Raw genomic sequence first — 17,153 nt, 5'->3', positions numbered from 1 at the left:
CGTTAGTCATTAATCAGATTATTGTTGCGGGCAAAATCGATCAGCTCAATCAGCGTAGCGGCATTGAGCTTGATCTTTAAACGGTGTTTATAGGTGCTGATGGTTTTTTCGCTCAGCACCAGCTGATCGGCAATCTGCTTATTGCCCATCCCCTTCGCCAGCATCATCAGCACGCTCAGCTCGCGATCGGACAGCTGTTCCAGCTGCTCGGACTGCGTGGTGGGGGCGATAAAACGGTTGTACTGCGGGAAATAGCTGATGCCGCGCATCACCAGCTTAATGGCGTCAACCAGCTCGCTCAGATCGTCGGTTTTGGTGACAAAGCCATCGGCACCGGTCTGCTGGCAGCGCAGGGCAAAATGCGCGCTCGCCTGCGAGGTAAGCACGAGGATTTTCAACGGCATATCCAGCGCCCGCAGGCGCTCTATGACCTGGAAACCATCAATTTTCGGCAGCCCAATATCCAGTAACACCAGATCGGGTTCCAGCTCCCGGGCTTTGGTCAGCGCATCGACGCCATTATCCGTTTCGGCGACGACTTCCAGTCCACTTTTTTCCAGCAGCATTTTTACCGCAAAGCGGATAACGGGATGATCGTCAACAATGATCACTTTCTTCATGTGCGTTTAATTTCCTGGATTGCCGAAATCACCCTAAAGGGGGGGTGAAGAGGGTCGCTACCATAGCTGTTTAATACAGATTTAACTGTAGGATATTACTTATGTTAACGGCAGGGAAAAACTTTCTGACATTAATAAAAACCTTAAATATTAGGGGGTTTTTAATAAATTTTCGCCGAAAATTAAGTTGTTCGTTGTGAGACAGCTATTGCAAATACATTATTACGATAAACACTGGCACTGAATTTGACCTGATAATTTGTATTAAGTCAGCGAACTGGGCTGATATTCAGTGTCGCAATGAAAGAATAAACCTGTGAACGTTACTCTTCAGCCTCACTTAACGGCTCAGGGTTTCAATACGCAGCCTGCCCTGTTGGTAATCCTGCACCAGAAAAAACGGCAAGGCGATTGACCACTCACCTTGATTCACCGTCGCCTGATATTCATAGCGCCCGGCCCCGACAATCAGGACCACCGTTTGCTGCGCCCCATCCGCCAGCGTGCTTGCCCCACCCGCCCGCGAATAGCCCGCATTACTGCCCACGTGAAACGCATCGGTATTCCAACGGATCGGCGCATGCGCCGGCCACGGCTGCGCGTGGTGGAAGCCAAACAGATCGTCGTGGTTAAGGATGCTTTCCCGCGCCGTCGGCCACAGCACCGCTTTGAGGAACTGTTGATCGGTAAAACGCTCGGTGCCCTGATAGCTCGCCATAAACTGATGGATCAGCGGCTCAACGGGCGGGAACACGCCGCTGACGCCGCCCCACATCCCGGCCAGCAGCAGTTCGGTATGGGTGAAATAGTCGCGCATATGGTGGAAATGGTAAGGCGACGCCAGCCACGCCTCGACCGCTGCCGCTTCGCGTTCGGAGACCAGTGAGTCGGCATCGCGCACGATATACCGCTCCACGTCCGGGTCATCCATTACCAGAAAGCGCCACAGCGTCGGGAAGATATCCTTATCGCCGGACATGTCGCGCAGCTGAGCACCGGCGTCACGCAGACGCTGCCAGACATGCTCAGGCACGCTGTCGTCCAGATACACACGGCAGGTCCAGTGCGGATAGAGGTCGGCCGCTGCCGCGATGTTCTTTACCAGCGTTTCGCAATAGCGCGGCTGGGCACCATACAGGCTGAAGGCGATAATATTCTTCTCGCGGGCCTGTGGGTTAAACGGTTTGACCGGCTGCAGCGGCCAGCGCTGACCGTGACGAAACGTCTCGTCGGCGGCCTGCAGCGATCGATGGCCATAGTGCTGCAACTCCTCTTTTTTACCCAGCCAGCCGCACACTTCTGCCAGGCCATCAAGCCAGGTTTCAGATGCCTGCGCACGCTGCGGAGAGGCTTCAATTCGCTGATAGGTTTTATAGGCTTTGCGGTAGTTCCCTTCGCGCATCAGCGTCAGGGCAAGGTCGCTGAGCACCGTCATATTGCCCGGCATCATCATCAGCACTTTCTCGCAGCACTGACGGGCCAGCGGATAATCCTGACCGGCCATCGCCTGACGAAAATTGGCCGCCAGCAGCTGGCACTTTTGCACCATAGCAGCAGAAGGCGTGGCAGGCTTGCGCCCTGAGGGTGGGAGTCGCGGCGGCATACATTATTCTCATAAAGGCCAGAAATTTCCGATAGTTTAAACGCCACCTGCTTATTCCTTTACAAGACAGGTCTTGGAATATCCTGGGTTTACGATAATTGCCGCTGCATTAACGCACCTTTCCTGATGGTCAGGATTTTTTTGACCGTATTGGAATCTTTAAGATTGCCGGTGGCCCGGCAATCCCTTTATAACTCAGGCATCATTACTGGCGACTTTATAATCCGGATCGTCCAGTTCATGGCTGCAGAATGGCCCGGCCTGGCGCAACAGGCTGATGCAATCTTCGCTCAGGTGGCGCAGACGCAGGCTCTTGCCGGCCTCAAGATAGCGAGCAGTCAGCTTGTCGATCGCTTCCACCCCGCTGGAGTCCATCACCCGGGTGCGGGCGAAATCGATCACCACACTGTCGGCATCCTGTTGCGGATTAAACAATTCCTGGAAACTGGCGGTGGAGCCAAAGAACAGCGGCCCTTCCAGACGGTAGGTTTTCTCACCCTCTTTTTCCGACTGCGCGATAATGGTGATGCGCGCATGCTGCCAGGCGAAGACCAGCGCCGAGATAATCACCCCGCAGATCACCGCCATTGCCAGGTCGGTGAAAATGGTCACCAGCGTTACCGCGATCATGATCACCGCATCGGCTTTTGGCATGCGCTTCAGCCGCTTGATGGAACTCCATTCGAAGGTGTTAATACACACCACGAACATAATTCCGGCCAGTGCCGCCACTGGCAGCAGCGCGATATAGTCGGACAGGCTAATAACAAACAGGATCAGCAGGACCGCACCGACCAGGTTGGAGATGCGTCCGCGCCCGCCGGAGGTGAAGTTGATAATTGACTGACCGATCATCGCACAGCCCGCGAAGCTGCCGAAAAAGCCGCAGATGGTGTTGCCGATGCCCTGCGCCACGCACTCCTGGTTGCCCGCGCCCTTTTTACTGCCCATCTCATCCAGCACCGCCAGCGTCAGCAGCGACTCAATCAGCCCCACCAGCGCAATCACCACCGCATACGGCAGCACGATCTTCAGGGTGTCCCAGGTTAATGGCGCGGTCGGCAGATGGAAGGATGGCAGTGATCCGGAGATATTCGCCAGGTCGCCAACGCGCTTGGTATCCAGGCCAAAACCAATGGCAATCGCACTGATGGCAATCAGCGCCGCCAGCGAACCGGGAATGGCTTTGGTCAGTTTTGGGAACAGCCAGACGATCAGCATCGCCAGCGCCACCAGCGCATACATCACCGGCCCCTGCCCTTTAATCATTGGGAACTGGGCCAGCATAATCACAATCGCCAGGCCGTTAACGAAGCCATATATCGCCGGTTGCGGCACCAGACGGATAAACTTACCGAGTCGCAGCACGCCAATCGCCAGCTGGATCAGCCCGGCCAGAATAGTCGCCAGCAGCACGTACTCGTAGCCGTGTTGGGTAATCAGGCTGATCAGCACCACGATGATCGACCCGGCCGCGCCGGAGATCATCCCCGGCTTGCCGCCGAAGAAGGCGGTGACCAGCCCGAGAATGAAGGCGGTATGCAGACCGATGGTCGGCGACAGCCCGGCCAGCAGAGAAAATGCCGTCGCTTCCGGGATCAGCGCAACAGACACCACGGCACCGGCCAGCACGTCGTTTTTGACGTCACTCGCCCTGAGCTTGCTCAGATTAAACATTAAAATTTCCAGTTATCATTATTCAGGTGAAATCCTGCACCGCGGAACAACGGGCGCAAAGAGGCTCGTCAGAAAGACGAGTGGCGCAACAGGCGTTGCTGGCAAGGGAAGTCTTAAGGTGGCGTAAGCAGCAAGCGATGCATCTGCGGCGTTCTCCGTCAGCTGTAAAGTTAGGTCAGTATCGGGAATTGTGAGGCAGATCTCAACCCTAAACCTGAACCGCTGGACATAAATCAACGTCATTTGCCGCATAATTCCGTGTATAATGCGCGCTAACTTTTAGCAGTAACCAACTAATAACACCGGTGAGTTGTCTGGCTCATTGGTTATCAAGCAATTAAGGTGATTCAAACATGGGATTCAAATGCGGTATTGTGGGCCTGCCAAACGTCGGGAAATCCACCCTGTTCAATGCGTTAACCAAAGCGGGCATCGAAGCAGCTAACTTCCCGTTCTGTACCATTGAGCCGAATACCGGCGTGGTGCCAATGCCTGACTCCCGTCTGGATCAGCTGGCGGCCATCGTTAAGCCACAGCGCATCCTGCCAACCACCATGGAATTCGTGGATATCGCTGGCCTGGTAAAAGGCGCGTCGAAAGGCGAAGGCCTGGGTAACCAGTTCCTGACCAACATCCGCGAAACCGAAGCGATCGGCCACGTGGTGCGCTGCTTTGAAAACGACAACATTATCCACGTGAACAACAAAGTGGATCCGGCTGACGATATTGAAACCATCAATACCGAGCTGGCGCTTTCCGACCTTGATACCTGCGAACGTGCTCTGCAGCGCGTGCAGAAGAAAGCCAAGGGCGGCGATAAAGACGCCAAAGCTGAACAGGCCGCACTGGAAAAATGTCTGCCGCATCTGGAAAAAGCCGGCATGCTGCGCGCGCTGGATCTGAGCGACGAAGATAAAGCCGCCATCCGCTACCTGAGCTTCCTGACCCTGAAGCCAACCATGTATATCGCCAACGTGAACGAAGACGGTTTTGAAAATAACCCGTACCTCGACATCGTGCGTGCGATTGCCGAAGCAGAAGGTTCCGTGGTGGTGCCCGTGTGTGCCGCCGTTGAGTCTGATATTGCCGAGCTGGAAGATGCCGATCGCGAAGAGTTTATGGCCGAGCTGGGTATTGAAGAGCCAGGTCTGAACCGCGTGATCCGCGCCGGTTACTCGCTGCTGAACCTGCAGACCTACTTCACCGCGGGCGTGAAGGAAGTGCGTGCCTGGACCATCCCGGTCGGTGCCACCGCACCACAGGCCGCCGGTAAGATCCACACCGACTTCGAGAAAGGCTTTATCCGCGCCCAGACTATCGCCTTCGATGACTTTATCGCCTGCAAGGGTGAGCAAGGCGCGAAAGAAGCCGGCAAGATGCGCTCAGAAGGTAAAGAGTACATCGTTAAAGATGGCGACGTGATGAACTTCCTGTTCAACGTCTAAATCGTTATTGTGGTCTCATGAGATTTGATTGAATCTCATAAGAATCGCAAAAATTATAAAATCCACGCAATTGCGTGGATTTTTCATTTCATAGAGTCTGAAATGGTTTCGCAGAAGCGTAGTCAACATTGAGTATGCAAGTGAGTACTTCTCACTTCATTGGACTGTGGCAGCTCAGGAACAAAAGCAGATCTTATTAATTCCAAGCTGAATTAATTATTAAAGGGCAGGCCTTATTACCTCCGCTATTTATATTGAGAGCCCCTCATGGTGTACAGGCTATGAAACAGAAATCAGGTGTAGATAAAGTCACACATCAGTAACAAACAATTCCCAATTCATATTATTTCTATTCTGATTGATCTAATTCCTTAAGAAAAAACCTCAGAATCTTGTAGGAAATTTCTTATATTTTAAATATATAAAAATTTCACAGTGAATATTGAAATCACAAAATATACAGGTAAAGTATAAACATTAGTCAGGAACGACCATAATTACGGAACACACTCATGGAAGAGAAAGCAGGCATACCGCTTGCCGCTGGCGTATTTGCGCTGGCAATCGGCACCCTATTCCCGCAGATAGCAACCGCTGGCGAACAGGACATTATTCAACAACAGCGCCAGAAAGCGATTGAAGCCCAGCTTCAGCCGCCGACGCCTGACATCCGTCTGCCTGCGCCCGCAAGCAGTTCATCGCGCGTCAGCTTCCCGCAAGAAAATCCCTGTTTTGAGATTCAGCAGATCACGCTGAACGGCCTGAATGACTTTCCGGGCTGGCTTCCATTGCAACGTCTGGCCAATCAGGGCCAGGGGCATTGTCTGGGCGTAAAGGGGATTAACCTGCTGATGAGCGTACTGCAGAATCGCATGATCGACAGCGGTTACGTCACCAGCCGCGTGCTGGCAACGCCGCAGGATTTGTCGCGTGGCACGCTGACGCTCCAGCTGCTGGCCGGAAAAATCAGCCACATTACACGCACCGATCCCAGCGATCGCTATGTCACGCTAGCCACCGCACTGCCCTCGCGTGAAGGCCAACTCTACGACCTGCGTGATACCGAGCAGGGACTGGAAAACCTGCAACGCCTGCCTACCGTTCAGGCCGATATGGCGCTGATCCCCGGCAGTGCGCCTGGCGAAAGCGTGATGACCGTGCAGTGGAACCAGAGCAAAATGTGGCGGCTGGGCGCATCGCTCGATGATTCCGGATCGACGTCTACCGGGCGTTACCAGGGCGGACTCACGCTGTATGTCGATAACCCCCTTTCGCTGAGCGATATGCTCTACGTTTCGGCGAGCCATGATTTGCAGTTCGGCAATGATAAAGGCACGAAGAACTTCACTGGCAGCTATTCGGTGCCGTTTGGCTACTGGCTGGCGGGCATCACCACCAGTGATTACCGCTACAACCAGACGGTGGCCGGGGCGTTCACCGACTATCAATACAGCGGCAAGAGTAAAAGTCTGAACGCCAATATCAGCCGCGTGTTGCACCGCAACGGCAGCCAGAAAACGACGCTAAGCTACGACGTCCTCACGCGAGAGACCCGCAACTTCATCAACGACACCGAGATTGAAGTGCAACGCCGCCAGACCTCGGCGTGGAAACTCGGTCTGCAACATCGCCACTATCTCGGTAGCGCGACGCTGGATGCGGGCGTCAGCTATCAGCGCGGCACCCGCTGGTTTGGCGCACAGCCCGCGCCGGAAGAGTATTGGGGGGAAGCCACCGCCCTGTCGAAAATTGTCCAGCTGAATGCGCAGCTGGCCGTGCCGTTCTCACTCCTCAACCAGCGCTTCAGTTTTAACACCCAGTATCTGCGCCAGATGAGCAACACGCCGCTGACGCCGCAGGACCAGTTTGCCATTGGCAACCGCTGGTCGGTGCGCGGTTTTGACGGCCAGCGCACGCTGAACGCCGATGAAGGCTGGTATCTCCGTAACGACATTGGCTGGGCCACACCGCTGCCGTCGCAGGAACTCTATCTGGCGCTGGATTATGGCGAAGTCAGCGGACGTAACAGCGGGCAGGATTATCTGATCGGCAAGCATCTGGCCGGTGGCGCGGTAGGACTGCGCGGCTACGCGCTGCGCACCAGCTATGACCTGTTTGCCGGAATTCCACTCTCTAAACCCGCAGGCTATCAAACCAGCGGCCTGACGCTGGGCTTCAACCTCAACTGGAGTTACTGATGGAAATCAATGGCTACAGGTTGATTGCGCCGTGGGTCACGCCTGATGACACCCGCGAGCCGAAGTGCTGGGCATGGCGGTCTGGCTGTGGATGCACTCAGAACGCCATCGCGATGCGCCGCTCCATACCCTGCCAACGTTGCTGCTACCACTGATTAAACAGCAGCAGTACGCCATCGCGGTGAAAAACGGTAAACCGGTGTTCTTCCTCGGCTGGGCGCGGATGGATGAAGACGCTGAACGGCGCTATCTCACGAACGCTTCAGTGATGATGAAAGAACAAGACTGGACCAGCGGCAATCGCCTGTGGATCACCGATTTCATTGCCCCATTTGGTGAGGTGCGCGCGCTGCAGAAGCTCACCCGCGAGGTGATTCTGCCAGAGCAGTGCTGCCGGGCATTAGATCATCAGGGCGAGCAACGCGGTCGGCGGGTGCGTTTTTTTCATGGAAAGAGCATTAAACATGCCGCCGCCAGGCAATGGCAGCAGGCAAATCCACTCAGCGTGGCGCTTCCAGAAATCGGATAAGGACATCAGATGAACAAACTTCTCTATCGCATCATTTTCAACAAAGCGCGCGGCATGCTGATGGTTGTGGCCGATATCGCCCGCAGCGGGCAAGGCAAACAGGCGCGCGCGCGTCGGATACAACAGAAAGCCAGCCAGACTTGTACGCTCTCCGCGATGCGCTTCGCCCTGCTGAGCGCTCTGGGCTGCGTCACCGTGCTGCCCGCTCAGGCGCAGATCGTGGCCAACGGCCAGGCTCCGGGTAACCAGCAACCCACCGTTATCGCTACGGCCAACGGCACGCCGCAGGTCAACATCCAGACGCCAGGCGCGGGCGGCGTATCACGCAATAACTACAGCCAGTTCGATGTCGATCAGAAAGGTGTCATCCTCAACAACTCTCACGGCAACACCCCTACCCAGCTTGGCGGCATGGTCACCGGTAACCCGTGGCTGGCGCGCGGTGAAGCCAGCGTGATCCTCAACGAGGTGAATTCACGCAACCCCAGCCAGCTCAACGGCTACGTGGAAGTCGCCGGCAGAAAAGCGCAGGTGGTGATTGCCAACCCGTCCGGTATCACCTGCGATGGCTGCGGCTTTATCAACGCCAACCGCGCCACCTTGACCACCGGCCAGACGCAGCTGAGCAACGGCAACCTGACCGGCTATCAGGTCAGCGGCGGCGAAGTCGCCATTAACGGCAAAGGTCTGGATTCACGCGGCCAGGATTACACCGACATCATTGCCCGCACCGTGAAGGTGAACGCGGGCGTCTGGGCCAACGATCTAAAGGTAACGACCGGTCTCAATCAGGTCGATGCGGCGCATGAAATGCTGACGGCTGGCCAGACCGCTGCGTCAAGTCGCCCGCGGATAGCGCTGGACGTGGCGGCGCTGGGCGGCATGTACGCCAGTAAAATCCGTCTGATTGGCACTGAACAGGGTGTTGGCGTGCGCAACGCCGGTTCGCTGGGCGCCACGGCGGGCAACTTTACCCTCAGCAGCGACGGTCGCATTGAAAACAGCGGCAGCATTAACGGCGCACAGGATATTGCGCTGACCAGTAACGCCGATATTCGCAACAGCGGCACGGTTTACGCGCAGCGTGACAGCCAGATTCAGGCCGTTTCCGAGGTCAGTAATCAGGGCGTACTGGCGTCCGCAGGCAATAACCGCATTCAGGCCGGTTCACTCATTAATGCCAGCAGCGGCGTGCTGGCCGCAGGGATGAAGGCCGACGGCGCACTCGGTACACAAGGCGATTTGAGTCTGACCACGCGCGGGCAGCTCACCAGCAATGGGCGTAACCTCGCGGCGGGTAATCTCAGCGCTCAAGGCAGCGCGGTCGATCTCAGCGGCAGCCAGACCTATGCCAGCGATATCAACCTGAATGCCAGTCGCGGCGATGTCACCACGCGCAGCGCCACGCTTGAAGCAAAAAACAACCTTCGCGCCAGCAGCAATACGCGCATTAATAATGACGGCGGCAAAATTCAGGCGGACAGGCTTAACCTCACTGCTCCCGCGCTATCCAATCGCCAGGGAATTATTAGCCAACTGGGTGACGCCGACCTGCTGCTGTCGCACGCCGCAGGCATCGACAACCATAGCGGCACCCTTGCCAGCAACGGCTACAACATGACGCTGAACACCGACGTGCTGGATAACGGATTCGGCAAAATTCAGCACGCCGGTGATGGACAACTGAACATCCAGGCCTCCACGCTGAACGGCAGTCAGGGCAGCCTGATCAGCAACGGTGGATTAGCGCTGCGTGGTGATGCGCTCAATTTTGACGGCGCAACCACCGCCGCTGCGCAAATCCGTATAGATGCCAGCACCCTTTCGCACCGTCAGGGTGAGATGGTGCAGAGCGGCAATGGCGCAATGAATATCAACGTGACGTCGGCGCTGGACAACAGCGACGGCAAACTCGCCGGTAACGGTGATGTGAACCTGAACGCGGGTTCATTGAACAATCATAACGGCCAGGTTATTGCCGCCGGTACCGGTTCGCTGAATACCCGCATTGCACAAAAACTGGATAACCACAACGGCACGCTGGCGGCCAGTCAGAACCTGACCGTCAACGCCGGAACGCTTGATAACACAGCGGGAGCCATCAGCGCCGTGGCGGGCAACACGCAACTGGCCAGCCAGGTGCTGAATAACAGCAGCGGAAAAATTAATGCCGGTCAGACACTCTCAGTCACCAGCAACGGTCTGAACAACAGTGACGGCCTGCTTACCGCCACCACCACTACGTTGCAGCTCGGCAGCGGCGCGGTGCACAATCAGCGTGGCACGATTGCCGCCGCTGAACAGCTCAGCATCACCAGCGGTACATTTGATAACACCACCGGACTGCTGCAAAGCCTTGGCGATGCGCGCATTGATACCCAGGGCGATGCCTTCATTAACCGCGACAGCGGCACTGACGGCGGCATCATCGCGCTGGGTTCACTGACGCTTCGTTCCGGCCTGCTGGATAACCGCAACGGCGTGATCAATGCCCAGGATTTAAGCCTGTTTAACGGCGATATCACTAACCATCACGGCCTGCTGGCAGCGCAGAACGCGCTCAGCATTACGGCGGCTGGCATTGATAATCAGCAGGGCAATCTGGTGGCCGGTCAGTCGCTGGCGCTGCAGAGCGGCGAGCTGCTGAACAGCAACGGGCTGGTAATGAGCAGCGGCACGGCAACGCTTGCCACTGCGAATCTCGATAACCGTCTGGGACAAATCGGCGCGATCGGCGATTTATCGCTCAGCACGCAACAACTGCAAAACGACAACGGCGGTCGGATGCAGAGCGGCGCTGCGCTGCGTATCGACACGCACGGCCAGCGGCTGAGCAACACCAATAGCGGCGCAACCGGCGGGATAATCAGCCAGGGCAATATGCATCTGGCGACCGGCGAGCTGGATAATCAGCACGGCGCGCTACTGGCCTCCGGTGCCATCAGCCTTGCGTCCGGGCAGGTGCTGAACCCGTTCGGGCAAATCACCGGGCTCGGCGGCATCACCGCACAAACTCAGTCAGTGAATAATCAGCATGGCACCGTTCAGGCTGGCGGGATTCTTGACTGGAATACGCAAGGCAGTCGTTTCAACAACGCCAGCGGTCTGATTAGCGCCCAGGACGATTTCACGCTGCGCAGTGGCGAAGTCAATAACCATGAAGGCCAGGTGATTTCCGGCAGCAATCTGGCGTTGAACACCGCCGCACTCGATAACACCGACGGCATGCTCGCCAGCAAAGGCGATTTTACTCTGGTTGCCAGCACGCTGACCAACCTGCGCGGCGCATTGCAGGCCGCGGGTAATATGGCGGTGACGCTGGTGAACAGCTTCACCAATCAGGGTAATGTGCAGGCCAACGGCAATCTGACGTTCACAAGTCACGGTGATATCCGCAATGAAAAGCTGATTCAGGCCGGTGAAACGCTGCACGTCACCGCCATCAATCTGACTAACCTGCAGGATGCTGAACTCAGCGGCGACAGCACACTTCTTGATGTCAGCAACACCCTGACCAACTACGGCCTGATTGATGGTTATTCCACGCGGCTGAACGGCCGAACCGTCAGTAATATCGGCACCGGACGCATCTATGGCGATTTTCTCAGCATCCAGGCAGGCACGCTCAATAATCTCGCTGAGAATGGTACTGCAGCAACCATCGCGGCCCGTCAGCGTTTAGATCTTGGCGTCGGCACGCTGAACAATCGCGATCACGCGCTGATTTACAGCGAAGGCGTGATGAGCGTGGGTGCCGCGATTGATGCCAATGGCCACGCTACCGGACAGGCCGGAACCGTTAACAACCACAGCGCAACCCTCGAATCTGCGGGCGACATGCTGCTTAACGTCGGCAGCCTGAACAACATTAACGACAATTTTGAAACCGAGATCGTCGAAGTGTCGCGTGAAGATATTGAGGAGTATCAGGTCTCGGGCAATGCCAATCGCTATGGTCGCGATGAGGTCAGTTTCGCGCATGATGAGGTCGATTTTGTGCTCACGCCCGATTATCCGGGGCGACAAAATGACAAAAACGACAACTGGTATCGTTACGAATATGAACGCACCGTTGAAGAAACGCGCATCAAAACCAGCGATCCGGCGCGCATCATTGCGGGCGGAAATCTGACGATTAACGCGGGCAACGTACTGAACGACAAGAGCCAGATCATCGCCGGTAATAATCTGGTGATTAACGCGGCCACGCTCGACAACGTGGAGGTGGCCGGTGAGCGGCACATCAGTGACGTTGGCAAGGCGTTCCATTACTGGCGCATCCATAATAAAGGCGGCGACAGTCAGGGCAAGAGCACGGCGGATTACATCCCGCCCACCGTTATCCAGAGCATTACCTTAAAACCCAGCACCTTAGAGGAGCATCAACAAATTAGCGGCAGCGGTCTGGTGATTGACAACCGGACGGGCGGTAGCGTGGGTGATATTTCGCTGGGCGACCTCAGCGCAGGCGCGGCATTTAATCCCGGCAACGCGATATTGCTGCCGCCGGGTAAAACCTTTGAAGTGCCGGTGAATACCGCCGCGAAAGGCGATGCGGCGGGCAGCGTGATCCGCACTCAAGGTCCTAACACCCGCCTGCCGGATAACAGCCTGTATAAAACCCATCCGGCTGGCAGTGATTACCTGGTCGAAACCGATCCCCGTTTTACCAATGCGCAAAAATGGCTCGGCTCGGATTACATGTTGCAGGCGTTCGTCACCAATCCTGACAACGTGCACAAGCGGCTGGGCGATGCGTATTACGAGCAGAATCTTATCCGCCAGCAGGTGATTTCATTGACCGGTCAGCGCTATCTGGACGGTTATGACAGCGATCAGACGCAGTACAAAGCGCTGATGGATGCGGGCATCGCCTACGGTAAACAGCTGAATCTGGTGCCGGGCATGGCGTTAACGGCTGAGCAGATGAGCCTGATCACCGGCGACATGGTGTGGCTGGTGACGCAGAGCGTCACCCTGCCCGACGGCAGCCAGCAAAAGGTACTGGTGCCGCAGTTGTTTGCCAAAGTGCAGTCGGGCGACCTAGACGGCAGCGGCGCGCTGCTGGCCGGGAAAAACGTCAGCCTGAACCTGAGCGACGATCTGAACAATAGCGGTCGCATCAATGCGCGCGCCAATACGCAGGTGGTGGCCGAAAATATTAATAACCTTGGCGGGCTGATTCAGGGCGACAGCACCGCTCTGCAGGCACGTACTGATATCAATAATTTCGGCGGCGTACTGAAAGGCAGCTCTGCACTGGCAGCGTTGGCCGGGCGTGATATAAACGTCGTCACGGGCACACGCACCGCTGAAAGCGCCGACGGTAACTTTGCCCGCACCAGCCTCGATCGTATCGCCGGTATTTACGTGGACCAAGGCGACGGCACGCTGGCATTGCAGGCCGGACGCGACATCAATCTGACTGCCGCGCAGGTGGTGAACAGCAGCGAGAATGGCAATACGGCGATTATCGCCGGACGCGATCTGAACCTGAACGCCGTCACCACCGGCAGCCGCGACAATCTCAATTTTGACAGCGACAACTGGCTCCATCAGTCGTCATCCACGCAGCTGGGCACGGAAATTGTCGGTAAAGGCAACGTGGATCTGGCCGCAGGCAATAATCTGCTGGCCACGGCGACCAGCATCAATGCCGGCGGTAAGCTGGCATTAAGCGCAGGTAACGATCTGAGCATCGTCAGCGGTGAATCCCGCACGCAGATGGATGAGCACACCAAAGCCAGCGGCACCAGCGGCATCGCCTCCAAAACTACCCGCGAGACGCACACCACCATCGATGCGCGCACGGCGGTCGGCAGCTCGCTGTCTGGCGATAGCGTACAGATGCTGGCCGGTCACGACCTGCTGGTGAAAGGCAGCGACGTGGTGGGCACGCAGGATGTGCGGCTGGCGGCGGGCAATAATCTGACCGTGACCACCGCCGCTGAACAGCGCGACGAATCGCGCATGATTCAGGAGACCAAATCGGGCCTGTCCGGCACCGGCGGCATTGGTGTGAGTTACGGCAGCAGCTCGCAAAAATCCACCACTACAACGCACACCAACAGCGTGCGTGGCAGTACCGTGGGCAGCGTGCAGCGCAACCTGACAATGCAGGCGGGCAACGATCTGCTGGTTCACGGCTCTGATGCCGTCGCCGGTAAAGATCTGACGCTTACCGGAAAAAATGTCACGGTCAGCGCCGCCGAACAGGGGCTGAGCCAGCGCGATACCTATGAAACCAAACAGAGTGGTCTGACGCTGGCACTCTCAGGCGTGGCGGGCAGCGCGCTGAATACCGCGGTCACCACCGCAAGAGATTCGCGTGAGGAAAGCAGCGGACGGCTGCAGGCGCTGAAAGGCGTGCAGGCAGCATTGTTTGGGGTACAGGCCGCGCAGGCAACGCAGCCAGGCGCTGCAAGTCAGGACAACGCCATTGGCATCAGCCTTTCCTACGGCAGCCAGCAGTCGAAGTCTGAAACTAACCTGACGCAGAAAACGCATCAGGGCAGCACCCTCACCGCCGGTAATAACCTTAACGTCATCGCCAGCAGTGGCGACATCAACGTGCAGGGCAGCCAGCTGCAAGCGGGCAATGACGTGCTGCTGAACGCCAGCCGCGACATCAACCTGACCTCCAGCCAGGACACTGAACGCTCACGCGGCACCAACTCGTCCAGCGGCGGCTCGGTGGGCGTGGGCATCGGTGCGGGTTCTGGCGGCTGGGGCATCAACGTCTCTGCGAGCATCAACAAAGGCAGCGGGCACGAGAACAGCGACAGCCTTGTCCACAATGAAACGCAGGTTACGGCCGGTAATCGCGTGACGCTGGTCAGCGGACGCGATACCACCCTCACCGGCGCACAGGTGAGCGGCGAATCCATTAAAGCGGATGTCGGTCGCAACCTGACGCTGACCAGTGAACAGGACAGCGCGACCTACGACGCACAGCAGAAAAATACCAGCGCGGGTGCCAGCTTTAACTTTGGCTCGATGACCGGCTCGGCCAGCATCAACATGAGCAAGGATAAGATGAACAGCGACTATCAGTCGGTGCAGGAGCAGACCGGGCTGCTGGCGGGCAAAGGCGGCTTCGATATCACGGTGGGTGAACATACGCAGCTGAACGGCGCGGTTATTGGTTCGACGGCGGATGCATCCCTTAACAGGCTGGATACCGGCACGCTGGGCTGGAGCGACATAAAAAACGAGGCTGAATATAAGGTTCAGCACCAGAGCGTGGGCATCAGCACCGGCGGCAGCATCGGCAACCAGTTTGCCGGGAACATGGCCAACGGCCTGCTGATCGGGATTAACAACTCGGGCAGCGCGGACAGCACCACCAAAGCAGCGGTATCGGATGGCACGATTGTTATTCGCGACCAGCACGCGCAGAAACAGGACGTGGCCGACCTGAGCCGCGACGTGGAGAACGCCAATCCGGGCCTGGGACAAATCTTCGATAAAGAGAAAGAGCAGAACCGTCTGAAGGAAGCGCAGCTGATTGGCCAGATTGGCAATCAGGTGGGTGATATTGCCCGCACGCAGGGACAGATTGAAGCCACAAAAGCGGCGACTGATAAAATGAAGGATGTGACGCCGGAACAGCTTCAGGCGGCGAAGGAGGACTGGAGCAAAGCTAATCCAGGCAAAACGCCAACGGCGGACGACATCAGCGGCCAGGCGTATCAGAACTTCTATAATAAGGCGTTTAGCGAAAGCGGGTTCGGCACCGGCGGTAAAGTTCAGCAGGCTATCCAGGCGGCAACAGCGGCGGTACAGGGGCTGGCGGGCGGAGACCTTGCGAAGGCTATTGCGGGCGGTTCCGCGCCGTATATCGCCGGGGTTATCGGCAGCAGCGGACTGGATGACAGCGGTAAGGTGCTGGCCCATGCGGCGGTCAATGCAGCTCTGGCAGCGGCGCAGGGTAACAACCCCCTGGTCGGTGCAGCGGGTGCGGCCACGGCAGAAATGGCCGGAATGATTGCCCTGAACGCCTACGGGAAACCGGTCAGCGAACTGAGTGAGAGCGAGAAGCAGACGGTGAGCGCACTGGCCACCCTGGCGGCAGGTCTGGCCGGGGGGTTAGCCGGCAACGGCACGGCAGATGTTGTTGTTGCAGCACAGGCCGGACAGACCACCGTGGCCAATAATCTACTTGGTGCAACCTCTTCCGAAAAACTAGAGAAAGTTGTGGAGAAAATCAAACAGGGCGACAGGTCTTTAGCCGCCGCTAATGAACTGATCCAGCTGGAAAATGCCGATAAACGCAGTGATGCGCTGGTCTCCAAATTCACTAAAGACCCTGCACAAATGAACAGCACAGAGCGGGCTGAGCTGGCCGGTTATCTGCGGGTATATGCCTCAGAAATGGAACAGGCATATGGCACGGCGGTGTCACAGGAGCTGGTAAAAGGCCTGCTATCGGACCAGAATTATATAAAACGGAATCCAGACTCTGAAGCGATGAGCAAAGCTCAGTCGATAATGAATACCTGGGGCTACCATAAATCGAACGCCAGTATTGGTGACTCTGCCCTGATATTTGGAAGCAGCGTGTTGGGTAATACCATCAGGGAAGGAATGGCGCTGAATGCGGTGGTAGGAACAGGTGTGAATGCCGGGGTTCAGCTTAGCGGTAATGACTCATTCAGTTATGTGGATATGATTATGGCAGGAGTAACAGCCGCCGCGACAACAGGAAAAGGTATAGGTGTATCAGCTGGGATCAATATGGGCGGTGCAGCTATAGGCAGTGGGATTAAAGGGGAAGATCCGACTAACTCTATGGCAGGTGCCGGAGCGGGTACTATCGCTGGAGGTATAGGCGGCACTATCATAAAAGGTGTCACTTCAAAAGTTGCGGAAGAAACTGTTTCTGATTTAACAGGTGCGATTGGTGGTAGCTATCTCAGTGAAAAAACAGGAAACTTTGTAAAAGATAATTTGGATGGGAAGGAAAAAAATGACAATAAAAAGTAACTTTTTCTTATTAATCAAATTAATATTCATGTGTCTGATGCTATTTTTATTTTTCGATATTATATCAGTGCTACTTGGATCCTCTATTACCTATTT

At 56.5% G+C, this 17,153-nt stretch carries 7 protein-coding genes; 4 read left to right on the top strand and 3 right to left on the bottom strand.

Annotated elements, in window-relative coordinates; genetic code table 11:
• Positions 1–2: 2 nt before the first annotated feature.
• From EBC_RS10820 to EBC_RS10810, 3 genes are all read right to left on the bottom strand, one after another.
• A complete protein-coding gene (locus EBC_RS10820; protein ID WP_013201825.1) occupies positions 3–620 on the bottom strand; it encodes a response regulator transcription factor in 618 nt (205 codons plus the stop codon).
• 340 nt (positions 621–960) lie between these two features.
• Positions 961–2,169 (bottom strand): tetratricopeptide repeat protein, encoded by a 1,209-nt coding sequence (locus EBC_RS10815; RefSeq protein ID WP_013201824.1) that lies wholly within the window; start codon positions 2,167–2,169, stop codon positions 961–963.
• Positions 2,170–2,418: 249 nt separating this feature from the next.
• Positions 2,419–3,900, bottom strand: a complete 1,482-nt coding sequence (locus EBC_RS10810; protein WP_013201823.1) for a SulP family inorganic anion transporter — start codon at positions 3,898–3,900, stop codon at positions 2,419–2,421.
• Positions 3,901–4,253: 353 nt separating this feature from the next.
• Here EBC_RS10810 and ychF point away from each other — a divergent pair, with 353 nt between their 5' ends.
• The 4 genes from ychF to EBC_RS10790 all read left to right on the top strand — a co-directional run bounded on the left by ychF (position 4,254) and on the right by EBC_RS10790 (position 17,057).
• The gene (ychF, locus tag EBC_RS10805) at positions 4,254–5,345 is read left to right on the top strand and encodes a redox-regulated ATPase YchF (RefSeq protein WP_013201822.1); all 1,092 of its coding nucleotides are present in this window, start codon (positions 4,254–4,256) and stop codon (positions 5,343–5,345) included.
• 512 nt (positions 5,346–5,857) lie between these two features.
• The gene (locus EBC_RS10800) at positions 5,858–7,543 is read left to right on the top strand and encodes a ShlB/FhaC/HecB family hemolysin secretion/activation protein (RefSeq protein WP_013201821.1); all 1,686 of its coding nucleotides are present in this window, start codon (positions 5,858–5,860) and stop codon (positions 7,541–7,543) included.
• A 73-nt stretch (positions 7,544–7,616) separates the two neighbouring features.
• Positions 7,617–8,072 (top strand): toxin-activating lysine-acyltransferase, encoded by a 456-nt coding sequence (locus EBC_RS10795; RefSeq protein WP_081461033.1) that lies wholly within the window; start codon positions 7,617–7,619, stop codon positions 8,070–8,072.
• A 9-nt stretch (positions 8,073–8,081) separates the two neighbouring features.
• The gene (locus EBC_RS10790) at positions 8,082–17,057 is read left to right on the top strand and encodes a hemagglutinin repeat-containing protein (RefSeq protein WP_013201819.1); all 8,976 of its coding nucleotides are present in this window, start codon (positions 8,082–8,084) and stop codon (positions 17,055–17,057) included.
• Positions 17,058–17,153 lie beyond the last annotated feature (96 nt).

It is taken from the genome of Erwinia billingiae Eb661 (assembly GCF_000196615.1).
Lineage (GTDB): Bacteria > Pseudomonadota > Gammaproteobacteria > Enterobacterales > Enterobacteriaceae > Erwinia > Erwinia billingiae.
This window is presented reverse-complemented; position numbering and strand designations above follow the sequence as displayed.